Raw genomic sequence first — 16490 nt, forward strand, 5'->3', positions numbered from 1 at the left:
ACCCCCGGCAGCATGGGAGCGCCCGTGGACGAACTCGGTGAAGGCGACATCCGACGCTTCCTGACGGAGCGGATCTCCTCCCGGTGTGCCCTGACCGAGGTGGACCCCGACCGGCCGCTGGAGGAGTTCGGGCTGTCGTCGCGGGACGCCACGGGGATCGCGGGGGAACTGGCCGAGCTGGTCGGACGCGAGCTGGCGCCGACCCTGGTGTGGGAACACCCGACGATCAACCGGCTCGCCGCGGCGCTGGCCACGGGCGCGCTCGCCGATCCGGCCGCGGGACGCTCAACGGCCCACCCCCTCCGCCCGACCGGCGGACGCGCGCCCGCGGCGGTACCCGGCCCGGACGAGCGCCTGTCCGGCGGGCCCGAGCCGATCGCCGTGGTGGGGGTGGGGTGCCGCCTGCCGGGCGCCGACGGGCCCGAGGCGTTCTGGGACCTTCTCCTCCAGGGCCGCGACGCCGTACGGACGGTCCCCGAAGGGCGCTGGGAACGGTTCGACGACGGTACGGCCCGCACCGCCGCCGCCCTCGACCGCACCACCAGGCACGGCGGCTTCCTCGACGGCATCGAGGGGTTCGACGCCGAGTTCTTCGGCATCCCGCCGGGCGAGGCCGCCACGATGGACCCCCAGCAGCGGCTGCTGCTGGAGACGGCGTGGGAGGCGCTGGAGCACGGCGGCATCGCGCCGCGCTCGTTGCGCGGCAGCCGTACCGCGGCGTTCGTCGGCATCTCGGGCAACGAGTACGCCCACCTCACCACCGCCGACCCCGCCGCCGTGGACGCGTGGACGGCCACCGGCGCCGCCTTCAGCATCGCGGCCAACCGGCTGTCGTACCTGCTCGACCTGCGCGGGCCGTCCATGGCGGTCGACACCGCCTGCTCGTCCTCGCTCGTGGCCGTCCACCTGGCCGTGACCAGCCTGCGCGCGGGGGAGAGCGACCTGGCCCTGGCCGCGGGCGTGAACCTGCTGCTCTCCCCGGTCGTCACCATGGCCTTCGACCGGGCCGGCGGCACGGCGCCGGACGGCAGGTGCAAGGCGTTCGACGCGTCGGCCGACGGGATGGTGCGGGCCGAGGGCTGCGGTGTCGTCGTGCTCAAACGCCTGTCCGACGCTCTCCGCGACGACGACAGGGTCCTCGCGGTGGTCACCGCGTCGGCCGTGAACCAGGACGGCCGCTCCAACGGCCTGGTCGCCCCGAACCCCGACGCCCAGCAGGACCTCCTCCGCACCGTCTACGCGGGGCTCGACAGGGGGCCCGACTACATCGAGGCGCACGGCACCGGCACCTTCCTCGGCGACCCCATCGAGGCCGGCGCCATCGCCGCCGCCGTCCCCGGGCCGGTCCTGCTCGGCTCGGTGAAGACCAACCTCGGCCACCTGGAGGCGGCGGCGGGGGTGACCGGCTTCATCAAGACGGTGCTGGCGCTGCACCACGGGCTCATCCCGCCCAGCCTGCACTTCCGCACGCCGAACCCGCACGTGCCCTGGGACACGCTGTCGGTCGTCACCGAGCCGACGGCCTGGCCGCGCGCCGACGCGCGGGCGGGGGTGTCGTCGTTCGGCTTCGGCGGCACGAACGCCCACGTGGTCCTGGACGCCTTCCGCCAGGTCCACTCACCCGTGTCGGCCCCGCCGAAGGACGGGACGGCTGCGGCGCGGGTGTTCGTCCTGAGCGACGTCACCGCCGACCGGGTCCGGGCGCAGGCCGCCGACCTCGCCGCCTGGCTCACCGCCCGTCCGGAGCCGTCCGGCTCCTGGCTGCGGGACGTCGCCCACACGCTAGCCCGCCGGGCGGGGCGGGGCCGGGTGGGCGCCGCCGCCGTGGCCAGGACCGCAGGCGAGCTGGCCGGCGCGCTCGCGACCGTCGAGCCCGTGCTCACCGGGGAGCGGGGGCCGGTGTGGGTCTTCAGCGGGTACGGCGCCCAGTGGCCTGGCATGGGACGCGACCTCTACGCCGCCGAGCCCGCCTTCCGGGAAGCCGTCGACGAGCTGGCGCCGCTCCTGCGCGCCGAGGCGGGCATCGACCTGCACACCTGGGAGGCGGACGGCGTCGCCCACCTGCAGCCCATGATCTTCGCCGTGCAGATCGCGCTCAGCCGGTTGTGGACGGCGTACGGGGTGCGGCCCGCCGCCGTCATCGGACACTCGATGGGCGAGGTCGCGGCGGCCGTCGTCGCGGGCGGGCTGGGGCTCCACGACGGGGTCCGGGTGATCTGCCGGCGGGCGAGGCTGCTGGGCTCTCTGGGCGGGGGCGGCGCGATGGCCGTGCTGGAGGCCGCCGCCGAGGAGGTGCCCTCCGACCTGCACGTCGCCGTCTACTCCTCGCCGACGCAGACCGTGGTCACGGGCGACCAGCAGGCGGTGGCGCGCTTCGCGGCGCGGGTGGAGGCGGACGGGCGCTACGCGAGAGTGCTGACGGCGGAAGGGGCGGGGCATTCGCCGCAGGTCAAACCGTTGCAGCCGCGGCTGAGGGCGGAGCTGGCGGCGATCGTGCCGGGGAAGCCGGACGTGCCGTTCTACTCGACGGTGCTCGACGACCCGCGGGAGACGCCGACGTTCGAGCCCGCCTACTGGGCGGCGGGGATCAGGCGGCCGGTCCGGCTGGCGCAGGCGGTCGGCGCCGCGGCGGAGGACGGGCACACCGTGTTCACCGAGATCGGGCCGCATCCGGTGCTGGCCGCCGCGCTCCGGGACAGCCTTCCTGGCGCGCTGGTGACCCATTCGCTCGCCCGACCGCGTTCCTCCGCCGCGGGCGTGCGGGACGGGGCGGTGCGGGGGTTCGAGGAGCAGGTGGCCAGGGTGGCGGCCGCCGTACCGCCGGACGTGGACGGGCGGGTGGTGGACGTGCCGCGCCCGCGCTGGCGGCGGGAGCGGCATTGGGCGCCGGAACGCCCGCGGGCCGCCGGCGGGCATCCGGTGCTGGGCGCGCACGTGGAGACGCCCGCCGGGCACGGCTGGTCCACCGAGCTGGACGACCTGTCCGAGCCGCCCTGGCAGCTGGATCCCGCGACCTGGCACCGCGACGGGCACGCGGTGCTGCCGGTGGAGGCGGTGGCCCGGCTGGCGCTGGCGGCGACGGGCGGCACGGCCGTGGAGAACGTCGCGTTGTACGGGCTGCTGCCGTTGCCGGCGCGGATCACCGTCACGCGGGCAGGGGGACGCGTCGAGGTGCACGCCAAGGACGCGGCCGGGGTGTGGAAGCTGTACGGCTCGGCGGGCGCGGGCCCGTCGGCCGACGCGAAGGAAAGAATCGGGCGGTTCTGTGTAGACGGGACAATTGAGGGAATCGAGACCGCTGAGATCCCGGAGACCGGCGTGCCGGTACGGCTGGCCGACAAGCTCGTCGAACGGATCTGGGCCCCGGCCCCGCTGGTGGACGACCAGGCGGCGCCGGCTCGCGCATGGCTCATCCTGGCCGATGAGGGGGATCCGCGAGCCGCCCGCCTGGCCTCGTTCCTGCCCGCGGGGCCAGACGGCGACCCGCTCGTGCTGGTGGGGGCGGACGCCGACCCGCCGGGCGTGCTGCTGCGGCTGGCGCGGCTGGCCGGGGACGGCAGGCGGCTCAGGATCGTCACCGAGCGGGCGCAGGCCGTCCTGGAGGGGGAACGCGGCGACCCGGCGGCCGCCTCGCTGCGCGGCGCGGTCAGGGTGCTGGCGCTGGAGCATCCCGAGCTGAGGGCGACGCTGATCGACGTCGACGACCTCTCCGTGCTGGCGCGCGAGCTCACGCACGACGGCGACGACGACGAGGTGGCCTGGCGCGACGGCGTCCGCTACGCCGCCCGCCTGCGCCGCGCCGAGCTCGTCGCCGACCGTCCCGGACGTCCCCCGGTGGTGCGGGAGGGCGGCGGCTACCTGATCAGCGGCGGGTACGGCGCGCTCGGCCTGCTCGTGGCGCGCTGGCTGGTGGACAGGGGCGCGGCCAGGGTCGTGCTGAACGGCCGGGCGGGACCGTCCGCCGAGGCCGCCGCCCGGCTCGCCGCGCTGCCCGCGGTCGAGGTGGTCACGGGCGACCTCGCCGCGGAGGGCACGGCGGAGCGGCTGGTGGCGGCCGTGACGGAAGGGGGAGTCCCGCTGTGCGGGGTCGTCCACGCGGCGGGCGTGCTGGACGACCGGCTGGTCACCGCGCTGACCGCGGCGTCGGTCGAACGGGTGTGGGCGGCCAAGGCGACCGGCGGGTGGCGGCTGCACCAGGCGACGCGCGACCGTGCCCTCGACTGGTGGGTGGCCTTCTCCTCGGCGGCGGCCCTGCTCGGCTCGCCGGGGCAGGCCGCGTACGGCATGGCGAACGCCTACCTGGACGCGCTGTGCGACCTGCGCAGGGCGGAGGGGCTGCCGGCCGTGTCGATCAGCTGGGGGACGTGGGCCGGGGCCGACCCGCTGCCGGCCGTCACGCCGCTCACCCCCGAGGAGGGGATCGAGGCGCTGGAGGCGCTGCTGCGGCGGGAGCTGTCGGCGGGGGTGGTCAGGCTCGATCCGGCGGCGGCGATGGCGGTGTTCCCCCGGGTGGGACGCATGCCGTACTTCTCGATGGTGGTCGAGGGGGTGGCGGAGCGGCGGCGTGACCTGGGGGCGCTGGCGCCCGGCGAGGCGATGCGGGTGATCCACGCGCGGGTGCGGGAGCGGGTGGCGGGGGTGCTGGGGCTCGACGCCGGCCGGTCGGGCGACCGGGGCGGGTGGCCGGGGGAGCACGCGGTGCTGACGGACCTGGGGCTGGACTCGCTGGCGGCGACGCGGCTGCGCGGGACGTTCGAGCACGACTTCGGGGTGGCGGTGCCGGCCGGGCTGCTGCTCAGGGGCGCCACGCTGGGCGAGGTGGCGCGGGCGGTCGCGGCCGAGCTGGGCATCGAGGCGGGCCCCGAGCAGGGCGGCGCGCTGGGCCCCGAGCAGGGCGGCGCGCTCGGCCCCGAGCAGGGCGGTCGGGAAGGCCGGGCGCCCGCCGTGGAGACGGCGCCGAGGGACGCGGCCGAGCGGCTGGTCGTGAGGGTGGCCGAGCAGGTCCTGGGGCGCGCGCCGCGCCTCGACGAGGTCCTCCCCGCCGAGGTGGCGACCACCGTGGCAGGCGAGGCGGGTCTCCGGGTGGACGGGGTGACGGTCGCCGAGCTGGCCGACGCGGTGCGGGCGGCGGACGAGCGGGAGGCCGGGCAGGGCGTCGTCCGGCCGCTCACCCGGCCGGGCCGCGCCACCGGCCGGGCGGCGCCGCTGTTCCTGGCGCACCCGGCGGGCGGCACGACGGGCGTCTACCGGCGGCTCGCCTCCCTCCTCGACACCCCCGTGCTCGGCCTGGAACGGCTGGACGGCACGGCCGGCATCCCCGAGCGCGCCGCCGCCTACGCCGAGGCCATCACCCGCACCTGCCCCGGCCCCTACCGCCTCGGCGGCTGGTCGTTCGGCGGGATCGTGGCCTTCGAGATCGCCAGGCAACTCGGCGACGACGCCGTCGAGCTGGTCGCGATGATCGACTCGGGGCTTCCCGACCGGCTCGACCCCGCCACGCTCACCCAGGTGCGCGCCCGGCGGTACGCCGACTTCGCGCGGTACCTCCGGGACACCTACGGCGCCGCGGTCGCCCTCACCTACGACGACCTGAAGGACCTCGACGAGCCCGGCCAGCTCGCGCTCACCGAGGCGCGGGTCGAGGAGTCGGGGGTCCTGGCCGCCCTGAGCCCCGCCATCCTGCGCCACCAGCGCACCTCCCACGAGGACACCCTGGCCATCGAGCGCTACCGCTGCGGGCCGTACCGGGGGAGGGTCGTCCTCTACCGCTCCACCGAGCCGACCCCGTGGGCCGTCGAGGACGCCCGCTACGCGCACCGGGACGACCCCGCCAGGGGGTTCGCCCCCTACGCCGAGGATCTGGAGATCGTCCCCGTCCCCGGCTCGCACCATCTCAACCTGCTCGACCCCCCGTACGTAGAGATCGTCGCCGCACACCTGAGAGGTCTTCCATGACGCTGGTACAGGCAGTGATCGAGGGCGCGGATCCCGAAGAGCTCGAGCACGCGCGGGTCCCCTCGACCTACAAGGCCACCTACATCCGCAAGGACGAGGTCGGCATGTTCGGCAGGACGCCGCACGGGGCGAAGGGGGTGGACAAGGACGTGCGCAGGTCGCTGCACGTGGGCGAGGTGCCGATGCCGCCGCTGGCCCCCGACGAGGTGCTGGTCGCGGTCATGGCCAGCGCGATCAACTTCAACACCGTCTGGTCGGCGATGTTCGAGCCGATCCCGACCTTCGCCTTCCTCGAGCGGTTCGGCAGGACCGATCCGCGGCACGACCTGGACACGCACGTGCTCGGGTCCGACGCGGCAGGGGTGGTCGTCAGGACGGGCGCGGCCGTACGGCGCTGGCGGATCGGTGACCGGGTGGTGACCAGCCCGGCGTACGTGGACGGCGAGGACCCGATCACCCACCACGACGGGATGCTGGGCGGCGACCTGCGGGCGTGGGGGTTCGAGACGAACTTCGGCGGCCTGGCGGAGTTCGCGGTGGTGAAGGCGACCCAGTTACTGCCCAAGCCGCCCCACCTGAGCTGGGAGGAGGCCGCGTGCAACATGCTGTGCGCGTCCACCGCCTACCGCATGCTGGTGGGAGAGCACGGCTCGCGGATGAAGCAGGGCGACGTGGTGCTGCTGTGGGGCGCGACGGGCGGCCTCGGCGCGTACGGCGTGCAGCTCGTCAGGAACGGCGGCGGCATCCCGGTCGGGGTGGTCAGCTCGCCGGAGAAGGCCGAGCTGCTGCGCCGGATGGGCTGCGAGCACGTCGTGGACCGCACCCAGTTCGAGCACCTCGACGACGAGAAGGCGTGGCGCAGGCTCGGGGCGGAGGTGCGCAGGCAGGTCGGCGAGGACCCGGCGATCGTCTTCGAGCACACGGGCAGGGAGACCTTCGGCGCGTCCGTCTACGTCGCGAGGAAGGGCGGCTCGGTGGTCACCTGCGGCTCCTCCAGCGGTTTCGAGCACGCCTACGACAACAGACACCTGTGGATGAAGCTCAAGCGGATCATCGGCTCGCACGGCGCGAACTACCAGGAATGCGCCGAGATCAACCGGCTGATCTCGCTCGGGATGATCCATCCGACGCTCTCGCGGGTCTACCCGCTGGAGCGGGCGGGCGACGCGGCGCGGGCCGTCCAGACCAACGAGCACGTGGGCAAGGTGGGCGTGCTGTGCCTGGCGCAGGAGGAGGACCTGGGCGTCGAGGACCACGCGCTGCGCGAGCGGGTCGGCGAGGACAGCCTCAGGCTGTTCCGGTCCTGGCCTGCCTCGCCCTGAGGACGATCTCCAGCTCGAAGCGGACGTCGGGGTCGCCGAGCTGGTCGCCGTAGAGCTCTTCGAGCTGCCGCAGCCGGTAGCGGACGGTCTGCGGGTGGACGTGCAGCCTGGCGGCCACCTCGCCGGCGCCTCTGCCGTAGCGCAGCCAGGCCAGCAGCGTCTCGGCCAGCCGGTCCTGCTGCGACTTGCGCAGGTGCGCGAGCGGGGCCAGCCGGGTCTGCGCCAGCGCGCCGACCAGGTCCTCGTCCTTGAAGACGATGAGGGTCGACATATGGTCGGCGCAGCGCAGCGGGCCCCTGGCACGCGGCAGCACCCCGCGGCGGGCCAGGTCGAGCGCCTCGGTGGCCCACCGCAGCGAGACGGCCGCCCGTTCCAGCGGGACGGCGGGGCCGACCGCCGCCCGCCATCCGCGCAGGCTCTTCTCCAGCATCTGCGGCCGGCCGGGACCGTTGGGGTCGGGGACGAGCAGGCACGGCTGGGGACGGTCGAGGCCGACGAGGACGTCCGGAGGCAGGGACGGGGTGCCGTTCTGGTCGTCGAGCGCGACGCCCGCCACGGTCCTCGGCAGCCGCCAGCCGGCGGCCTTCGCCAGGTCGGCGATCGCCTCGGCGGCGGCGGGCGGCTGGGAGAGCAGCAGGTCGAGCAGGCGGTGGCGGCGCCGCTCCATCTCGCCTGCCGCGTGGGCCCTGGCCTCGTCGAAGCCCTCGGCGGCGGCGTCGGCGAGCTGGTCGAGATAGACGAAGATCGCCTCGCCGAGGTCGTAGAGGGACTGGGGCGTCAGGCCGAGCGGCTCGGCCAGCTCGGTCAGCCGCCGCCAGCCGACCCTGGCGCCCAGGCGCATGGCGGTCTGCAGCGGTTCGAGGTTGCGGCCCTCGGCGGCCTCGCCCCTGCCGATCATGCGGAACGGTTCGGGATCCCAGGGGGCGTCGGGGTTCTCGATGCGGTCGAGGAAGCGGCCGATGGCCTCCTCGACCGCCCTCCGCACGACCTTGATGTAGATCTCGTCCGACGGCCTCGCGTACTCGGGGATGCGGGCCTGGATCTCCTCGATCACCTCGTCGGAGAGCCTGCCGATGCCGGGTCGCAACCCATGGACGATGCCGGGGGGAGCGGACTCCCAGAGGCGGCGTCCGTCGCTCCAGTCACCCTTCATGCCCTTGACCCCTCCCGTCGCCACTTGTTACTTAACTGACAGAGGAGCTGGGAAGCAAGTGCTTGTTTTTATAACTATTGGATGAAGCGGCCGAACTCCTCCAGCGAGATGAGGCCGTCACCGTCGCGGTCCAGCCTGGCGACACCGGCCTGCGCGGCCTCGATCGTGATCGGCTGGCCGAGCACCTCCATCAGGCGGACCAGTTCCGCGGCGGAGATCAGCCCGTCATTGTTGGCGTCGACGAGGTCGAATGTGATCGCGTAGTCACTCATGGGCGAGAGGTTAGCCTCATTTGTCGCCGATCGCCCCTCACTCGACCAAGACGTGAAGGTCCGTGGTCCCCGAGCCCTGACCCCTGCTGACCCGCCCGCCGCCACCGCCGATCTCGCCGCGCTCCTGGCCCCGCTCGACGCCCACCCCGAGCTGCTGCTCACGCTCGAGACGCACCTGCGTCACGGCCGCTCCCGCCGGGCGACCGCCGACGCGCTCCACCTCCACCCCAACACCGTCGACTACCGGCTGCGCAGGGTGGCCGCGTTGACCGGCCTCGATCCCGCCGACGACGGCGACGTGCAGCGCGTCGGCGCCGCCCTGGCCGCCAGACGAGCCCAGGGCTGAAGGAGAATGAGCCCATGCCGTCGATCCGGGTGCTGCTCGTGGAGGACCACGACATGGTCGCCGAGGCGCTCGGCATGGCGCTCGACCGGGCCGACGGCATCGAGGTGGTGGGCAGGGCGGTCTCGATCGCGGAGGCGGGTGCCGAGACCGGACGCCTGCGGCCCGACGTGGTGCTCCTCGATCGGCGGCTGCCCGACGGCGACGGGATCGAGGCGATCGGCAGCCTCGCGTCGGCCGCCGAAGGGGTGCGCGTGCTGGTGGTCGCCGGCGAAGTGAGCGCCGCCATGGCCACCAGGGCCGTGGCGGCCGGTGGCGCCGGCCTGATCGCCAAGTCGTCGGGGCTGAAGGAGCTGGAGGCGGCCGTCCGCGAGGTGGCCGCCGGCGGCATGGTCTTCACGCCCGACCTGCTGGCCGACGTGCTCGACCGGCTGACGGGAAGGGCGGCGCACCCGGGCGGCGGGCTGACCGCGCGGGAGCGCCAGACGTTGGCGCTCCTGGGAGAGGGGGCCAGCACCGTCGAGATCAGCCGACGGCTCGGCGTGGCCCGCAACACCGCGCGCAACCACGTCCAGCGGGTGCTGGAGAAGCTGGGCGCGCGCTCCAAGCTGGAAGCCGTCGTCATCGCACGCAGGGACGGCCTGCTTGACTGATGCATCTGCACTACTGGCCGCTGGGGAAATTGCGTCTCGTGAGGCCACGCCCCGGTGGGGAAAGTGAGGGGCATGGCATACGAGATCGAGGAGCGGCTGGAAGCCGAGCTGTCCGGCATCACGGCCGCCCGCGAGATCGCCGGACGGTTCGTGGCCGAGACCGCCTACCGTGGTGCCCACGAGGACGTGCTGCTCGTCGTCTCGGAGCTGGTGACCAACGCGCTGCTGCACGGCGACGGGCCGCCGCTGCTGCGCCTGGCGGGAGACGAGTCGCGGATCCGCATCGAGGTGGGTGATGCCGCCGCCGAACTGCCCGCGCCCCGTGAGCCAGGACCGCGTGACGGCTGGGGCCTGCACGTGGTCGAGCGGGTGTCGGCCCGGTGGGGTGCCGCCCCGCTGGACGGCGGCAAGGTGGTCTGGTGCGAACTGGTGGCCGCGACCGACTCCGACGGCGCCAGGGCGGGCGCGGCCGTCGGCTGACATGCGTGCCGTACCGCTCGCGGGGGTGGGCGTGGCATGCTGCGGTATGGCCGACGCCGACACAGACCTCCACCTGATGGTGCAGAGCATCGTCGACTACGCGATCTTCATGCTGGATCCCCGGGGTCGCATCATCAGCTGGAACGCGGGCGCCGAGCGGGTCAAGGGCTACACGGCCAAGGAGATCATCGGCCGCCACTTCTCGGTCTTCTACCCGCCCGAGGACGTCGCCGCGAAGAAGCCGGAGCGCGAGCTGGAGACCGCGATCGCGGAGGGACGGCTGGAGGACGAGGGGTGGCGGGTCCGCAAGGACGGCACGAGGTTCTGGGCGAACGTCATCATCACCGCGCTGTTCGACGAGTCCGGACGGCTGCGCGGCTTCGGCAAGGTCACCCGCGACATGACCGAGCGCCGTACCGCAGAGCGCGCCTTCGACGAGCGCGGACGCCTGCTCGCCCACCTGGTCCAGGCGCAGGAGCGCGAGCGGCGGCGCATCGCCTGGGACGTCCACGACGACACCATCCAGTCGATGGTCGCCGTCGGGATGCGGCTGCAGCTTCTGGCCGACCGGGTGCCGCCGGAGCACGCCGACGCCGTCGAACGGCTCGGCGAGGCCGTCAACGCGGCCGTCCAGCGGCTGCGCGGCCTCACCTTCCGGCTGCGGCCGCCGGGACTGGACGACGACCTGATCGACGCCCTCCAGGGCTATCTCGACGAGACGGTGACGGGCACCGGCCTCACCGTCAGCGTCAGCCACGACCTCGTCCGCGAGCCGCCGCCCGAAACGCGCATCACGATCTTCCGGATCCTGCAGGAGGCGCTCACCAACGTCCACAAGCACGCGCGGGCGGAGAGCGTGAAGGTGTCGCTGGTCTCCGCCGACCACGGCGTGCTCGTCAGGGTGACCGACGACGGCGTCGGCCTCGCCAAGCCCGTGGAGACGCTGTCCGGGCGCGACCACTTCGGGCTGTTGGAGATGCGCGAACGCGCGGAGGCGGCCGGAGGCTGGTGGGCCATCAGGAGTGAGCCGGGCCGGGGGGCGACGGTGGAGTTCTGGGTGCCGGCGCTGCCGTACGGAGGGAGCGGGTGATCCGTCCGCCGGTAGGCCCTCGCCTGGTGGGGCCGCCGGTGCCGGGCGACGGCGCCTCCCGGCAGGGGCCCCGGCCCCGCCATCACCCTGCGTGCCGTGCGGGTGGGAGCGGGGCCGGGGCGTCAGGGAACTGTCCGGCCGTGGTCAGAGGACCGCGCCGGAGCCCTCGCGGGGCCGGGAGGTACGGCGGGCGGGCGGCGACGGCGGCGGCTGCTTGCTGTGCCGCTCGAACTCGATCGCCAACGGCCCGGCCACCAGCGACGACGACAGCGTCCCCACCACGATCCCGATCAGCAGCGCGATCGCGAAGTCCCGCAGCGAGTCACCCCCGAACACCGCCAGCGCCGCCAGGATGAACAGCGCCCCCAGCCCGGTGTTCACGGTGCGCGGCACGGTCTGCAGGATCGCCTCGTTGACCACCTGGGGGAACGGCCTGGTCCGCTGCCGCGCCCACAGCTCGCGCACCCGGTCGAAGACCACCACCTTGTCGTTCACCGAGTACCCGACGATCGTCAGCATCGCCGCCAGGAACACCCCGTCGATCGGCTTGCCGAGCCAGGCGAACGCGCCCACGACCGCCGCCGTGTCGACGAGCAGCGCCAGCACGGCCGCCGCGCCGAACGTCCACCGGAACCGCACCGCCAGGTAGGCCAGCTGGGCCGCCAGCGCCACGCCCAGCGCGATCAGCGCGTTGCGCCGCAGCTCGGCGCCGAGGGAGGGCCCGATGAGCTCGTCGCGCACCTTGGTGACCCGGTCGCCGAGCGCCCGCTGGATGCGTTCGACGTCGTCGCCGGTGATCTGCCCGGTCCGCACCGAGATCCCCTGGTCCGAGCTCTGCACGACGGCCGAGGGGTATCCGGCGCCCGCGACGGCCGCCCTGGCCGTGTCCGTGCTCATCGGCGTGGACGTGGTGAACTCGACGAGCCGCCCTCCGGTGAACTCGACCCCGAAGTTCAGCCCGCGCGAGACGAGCCCCGCCACCGCGACCAGCACCAGGACGGCCGCGCCCACCAGCCACCGGCGGGCGTGCCGCATCACGAAGGGGTTGCGGGCGGTCAGCCAGGCGCGCACCCTGCCGATCGAGGCGAGACCCGAGGCTCGCGGCGGCGTCCTGCCGATGATCCACTGGGTGAGCGCCCTGGTGATGATCATGGCCGAGACCAGCGAGGCGATCACACCGATCGACAGCGTCACGCCGAACCCCTTGACCGGGCCCGAGGCCAGCCAGAACAGCAGCCCGGCGGCCAGCAGCGTGGTCACGTTGGAGTCGGCGATGGCGCTCCAGGCCTTCGAGAACCCCTGGTCGAGCGCGGACTTGAGGCCCGCTCGGCCGTACTCCTCCCTGGCTCTCTCGAAGACCAGCACGTTGGCGTCGACGGCCATGCCGATCGCCAGCACGAATCCGGCCAGGCCCGGCAGGGTGAGCGTGGCGCCGAGGGCGACCAGGGCGGCGTAGGAGATGAGGCCGTAGCTCACCAGCGCGATCGCCGCCAGCAGCCCGACGACCCGGTAGACCAGGATGATGAACACGCCGGTCAGGATCACGCCGACCACGGCGGCCTGCGCGCTGGCGGCGATGGCGTCGGCGCCGAGGGTGGGGCCGACCGTCCGCTGCTCGACGATCTCCAGCGGCACGGGGAGCGAGCCGCCCTTGATCAGCACGGCGAGGTTCTTCGCCTCCTCGGGGGTGAAGGAGCCGGTGATCTCGGTGGAACCCCCGGGGATGCCGGTACGGCACGGCGTCCCCTCGTTCACCTGCGGCGAGGAGATGACCTTGTCGTCGAGCACGATGGCGACCCTGCGCTTGGGGTCGCCGACGGGCTCGCAGGCGGCCGCGCCGGTCAGCTTCTGCCACGGCGCGCTCTCGCGGAAGTCGACGGTGACGAACCAGGCGCCGCCGCGCTGCGGGTCGGTGCCCGCCCCCGCGTCGGTGACGCCGTCGCCGCTGATCGCGGCCGGCCCGAGACGGAGCGGCCGGCCGTCCTCGTCGCGGGTCTGGCCGTCGTCGCCGAGGACGGGGTGGAAGGACAGCTGCGCGGTCCTGCCGATCACCTCGGCGGCCTTGCGCGGGTCGAGCACGCCCGGCAGCTCGACGATGATGCGCTTCTCGCCCGAGCGGACGAGGGTCGGGTCGACCACGCCCAGCGCGTCCGTCCTGCGCTGGAGCACGTCCAGCGCCCGGTCGGTGGCCTCGGCGTCGGCCTTGGCGGTGGGCGAGTCTCTGGTCTCGAAGACGAGCTGGGTGCCGCCGCGCAGGTCGAGACCGAGGCGCGGCGGCATGGTCAGGGCTAGGAACAACGAAGTCGCGATGACGGCAAGCGCCGCCACCGCACGCCACAACGGCGCACGGGACATGGGGCCTCCACAAGGCTCTTGATGGGGTCAGGAGAGCGGTGTGGAGGTGGGCGGCGCGCGGGCCGGCGCGCTCGCGTGGTGCTCGCCGCCGAGCGCCCTCGGGCGGGCGCCGGCGACAGCGGTCAGCGCGGCGCGCCGGCCGTACGGAAGGGCGGCGGTGAGGACGGCGAGGCCGCCGCCCGTGGCGTGCACGCCCTTGCTCGCGTGGGCGTGCGGCCTGGTGGGGTCGGGCAGGACCTGCTGGTGATCGGCCGCTCCGGCGATCTGCGCGTGGACGGCGGCCACGACGGGGGCAGGCGGGGGCGTCCCGCCGGCCAGGAACAGTGTGGACAGCAGGAGCAGCAGCGCAGCAGGCAACCTGGTCCGCACGCGTTCACCATACGCCTGATCGGGTAGCGGAGGCGGATGCGCCTGACCTATACCAGCGATCTCTGGTGGAAGAACGCGGTGATCTACTGTCTCGACGTCGAGACCTACAAGGACGGCAACGGCGACGGGGTCGGCGACTTCCGCGGCCTCACCCAGCAGATCGACTATCTGCACAGCCTGGGCATCACCTGCCTGTGGCTCATGCCCTTCTTCCCGACCCCCAACAGGGACGACGGCTACGACATCACCGACTTCTACAGCGTCGACCCCCGGCTCGGCACGCTCGGCGACTTCGTGGAGTTCATGCGCACCGCGACCGACAGGGGGATCAGGGTGATCGCCGACCTGGTGGTCAATCACACCTCCGACCAGCACCCGTGGTTCAAGGACTCGCGATCGAGCAAGCAGTCGCGGTTGCGCGACTGGTACGTCTGGAGCGACACGCCCGAACCCGACGACCCCAGCCAGATCGTCTTCCCCGACAAGGAGGACTCGATCTGGCAGTTCGACGAGCGGACCGGGCAGTACTACCTGCACAGCTTCTACCGCCACCAGCCCGATCTCAACGTCGCCAACCCGGAGGTGCGCGACGAGATCGCCCGCATCCTCGGCTTCTGGATGGAGCTGGGCCTGTCGGGGTTCAGGGTGGACGCGGTGCCGTTCCTCATCGAGAACGTGGGCGACAAGCTGCCCGACCCGCACGCCTTCCTGGCCGACCTGCGCGCCTTCATGTGCCGGCGCGAGGGCGGATCGATCCTGCTGGGCGAGGTCAACATGCCCTACAAGGACCTCGTCGGCTACTTCGGCGACGGCAACGGCGACCAGCTCACGATGTGCTTCGACTTCATCCTCATGCAGCGGATCTGGCTGGCGCTGGCCAGAGACGAGGCCGAGCCGATCTACCAGGCGCTGCGCGAGCGCATCATGCCGCCCAAGGACTGCCAGTGGGCGACCTTCCTCCGCAACCACGACGAGCTGACCCTGGACAAGCTCAGCGAGGAGGAACGGCAGGAGGTGTTCGAGGCTTTCGGCCCCGACAAGAGCATGCAGATCTACGGCAGGGGCCTGCGCCGCCGGCTTCCCTCGATGCTCGGCGGTGACCTGCGCCGGGTCAAGATGGCCTACAGCCTGCTGTTCTCCATGCCTGGCACCCCGGTGATCTTCTACGGCGAGGAGATCGGCATGGGGGACAACCTCGACGAAGAGGGCAGGATGGCGGTCAGGACCCCGATGCAGTGGTCACGCGGCGGCGGTTTCAGCGAGGCCGAGCCCGTGCGGGGGATCCCCGGCGGCAGCTTCGCCCCCGAGCGGGTCAACGTCGCCGACCAGAAACGGGACCCCGACTCGCTGCTGCGCTGGTTCCAGCTGCTGATCGAGCGCTACCGGGAGTGCCCCGAGCTCGCATGGGGCGAGAACACGGTGCTGGAGACCGGAAACCCGGGCATCTTCGCGCACCGCTGCGACGCCGCGGGCGCGACCGTGGTGGCCGTCCACAACCTGGGCGACACCGCGACGGAGGTCGAGCTGCTGCTGAAGGACCGGGGCGACTGCGTGCTCACCGACCTGCTCTCCGACGAGAGCATGGACGTCGAGGACGGCAGGGTGACGCTGCCGATGGCGCCGCACGGCTGCCGCTGGCTGCGCGCCGCCCCACGCGAGGACATGCCTCCGGAGGACGCCTCGATCATCGCTCGGTGACCGGGCAGGCCAGCCTGATCCGCGGCTTCCTCCTGCGCCGAACGGTGACCCACCTGCGGGGGTCAGAGGTAGGAGGGTCCCGTGACGCGGTGGCGGAAGGTCCACCACACCCACGCCTGCGCCAGGACCAGCAGCGGCATCAGGACCAGCATCACCGGCACCAGCAGCGCCAGCGTGGCCCCGTCGGCCGCCGACGCCGCCAGGTCGAGGTCCGCCCCCGCCAGCACCACGATGCCGGTCAGCGCCGTCGCCGTCAGCGCGTAGGTGGGCCTCTCGCCGGACCCTCCGGTCAGCCGTACGGCACGCTCCCGCAGCCGGCCCGTCAGCCGCAGCCCCGCGAACGCCAGCCCGTGCATGGCGAACAGCACCGCGACCACGAGCGCCGCCGCGACCGGTACCGGCAGGATCCGCGTGAAGATCACCCCCCAGGCCAGTGCCAGCCCCCACGAGCCGGCCACGATCGCCCCGTCACAGCCGGCCTGCCACCACGCCGCCGGCACCCGGCCGCGCAGCCACAGCCCCATGTCGCGCACGATCCAGCTGACGAGCAACGCCACGAGGGCCAGGTAGTTGCCGCCCAGCAGCTCACCCTCCAGTTCGGGGAACAGCCCGGCGAGCACGCCGGCCAGCGCCACCAGCCACACCTCGTTGCCGAGGAAGAAGGGGGCGATCGCGGCGATGACGGTCCTGCGCTCGGTGGCGGTCTTCCCGAGGTACGGCAGCAGCATGCCCACCCCGATGTCCGCGCTGGCCAGCAGGAAGTAGCCGAGCGCGAAGAAGGCCAGGACGAAGATCTCCAT

Annotated in this window: 12 protein-coding genes; 7 read left to right on the forward strand and 5 right to left on the reverse strand. The window is 73.5% G+C overall.

Features of this window, described 5'->3' with window-relative positions:
- Nucleotides 1-24: 24 nt before the first annotated feature.
- Nucleotides 25-5955: an SDR family oxidoreductase gene (locus ABZX22_RS28330; RefSeq protein WP_354914396.1), complete on the forward strand. Its 5931-nt coding sequence runs from the start codon at nucleotides 25-27 to the stop codon at nucleotides 5953-5955.
- Nucleotides 5952-7277, forward strand: coding sequence for a crotonyl-CoA carboxylase/reductase (gene ccrA, locus ABZX22_RS28335; RefSeq protein WP_354914398.1), 1326 nt, complete (start codon nucleotides 5952-5954; stop codon nucleotides 7275-7277). Before ABZX22_RS28330 ends, ccrA begins: the two co-directional genes overlap by 4 nt.
- Here ccrA and ABZX22_RS28340 read toward each other — a convergent pair.
- On the reverse strand, nucleotides 7243-8430 hold the full coding sequence (locus ABZX22_RS28340) for a helix-turn-helix domain-containing protein (RefSeq protein WP_354914400.1): 1188 nt from the start codon (nucleotides 8428-8430) through the stop codon (nucleotides 7243-7245). The genes ccrA and ABZX22_RS28340 overlap by 35 nt on opposite strands.
- Nucleotides 8431-8504: 74 nt before the next feature.
- Complete coding sequence (locus ABZX22_RS28345) at nucleotides 8505-8702, reverse strand: EF-hand domain-containing protein (protein WP_354914402.1); 198 nt, start codon at nucleotides 8700-8702, stop codon at nucleotides 8505-8507.
- Between the two features lie 52 nt (nucleotides 8703-8754).
- Here ABZX22_RS28345 and ABZX22_RS28350 point away from each other — a divergent pair, with 52 nt between their 5' ends.
- From ABZX22_RS28350 to ABZX22_RS28365, 4 genes are all read left to right on the forward strand, one after another.
- Nucleotides 8755-9048, forward strand: coding sequence for a helix-turn-helix domain-containing protein (locus tag ABZX22_RS28350; protein WP_354914404.1), 294 nt, complete (start codon nucleotides 8755-8757; stop codon nucleotides 9046-9048).
- Nucleotides 9049-9062: 14 nt separating this feature from the next.
- A complete protein-coding gene (locus tag ABZX22_RS28355; protein WP_354914406.1) occupies nucleotides 9063-9698 on the forward strand; it encodes a response regulator transcription factor in 636 nt (211 codons plus the stop codon).
- A gap of 72 nt (nucleotides 9699-9770) precedes the next feature.
- Nucleotides 9771-10178, forward strand: a complete 408-nt coding sequence (locus ABZX22_RS28360) for an ATP-binding protein (protein ID WP_354914408.1) — start codon at nucleotides 9771-9773, stop codon at nucleotides 10176-10178.
- A 46-nt stretch (nucleotides 10179-10224) separates the two neighbouring features.
- Complete coding sequence (locus tag ABZX22_RS28365) at nucleotides 10225-11268, forward strand: PAS domain S-box protein (protein WP_354914410.1); 1044 nt, start codon at nucleotides 10225-10227, stop codon at nucleotides 11266-11268.
- Between the two features lie 144 nt (nucleotides 11269-11412).
- Here ABZX22_RS28365 and secD read toward each other — a convergent pair whose 3' ends face one another.
- Together secD and ABZX22_RS28375 are read right to left on the reverse strand one after the other, a co-directional pair.
- Nucleotides 11413-13623: a protein translocase subunit SecD gene (gene secD, locus ABZX22_RS28370; protein WP_354914412.1), complete on the reverse strand. Its 2211-nt coding sequence runs from the start codon at nucleotides 13621-13623 to the stop codon at nucleotides 11413-11415.
- A 27-nt stretch (nucleotides 13624-13650) separates the two neighbouring features.
- Nucleotides 13651-13992, reverse strand: a complete 342-nt coding sequence (locus tag ABZX22_RS28375) for a hypothetical protein (RefSeq protein WP_354914414.1) — start codon at nucleotides 13990-13992, stop codon at nucleotides 13651-13653.
- Nucleotides 13993-14028: 36 nt separating this feature from the next.
- On the opposite strand from ABZX22_RS28375, the gene ABZX22_RS28380 reads away from it, so the two are divergent.
- Complete coding sequence (locus ABZX22_RS28380) at nucleotides 14029-15690, forward strand: alpha-amylase family protein (protein ID WP_354914416.1); 1662 nt, start codon at nucleotides 14029-14031, stop codon at nucleotides 15688-15690.
- A gap of 62 nt (nucleotides 15691-15752) precedes the next feature.
- Here ABZX22_RS28380 and ABZX22_RS28385 read toward each other — a convergent pair whose 3' ends face one another.
- Nucleotides 15753-16490 carry a cytochrome d ubiquinol oxidase subunit II gene (locus ABZX22_RS28385; RefSeq protein ID WP_354914418.1) on the reverse strand — a complete coding sequence of 246 codons (738 nt, stop codon included), beginning with the start codon at nucleotides 16488-16490 and terminating at the stop codon, nucleotides 15753-15755.

The organism is Nonomuraea sp. NPDC003804 (assembly GCF_040610675.1).
Taxonomy (GTDB): Bacteria; Actinomycetota; Actinomycetes; order Streptosporangiales; family Streptosporangiaceae; genus Nonomuraea.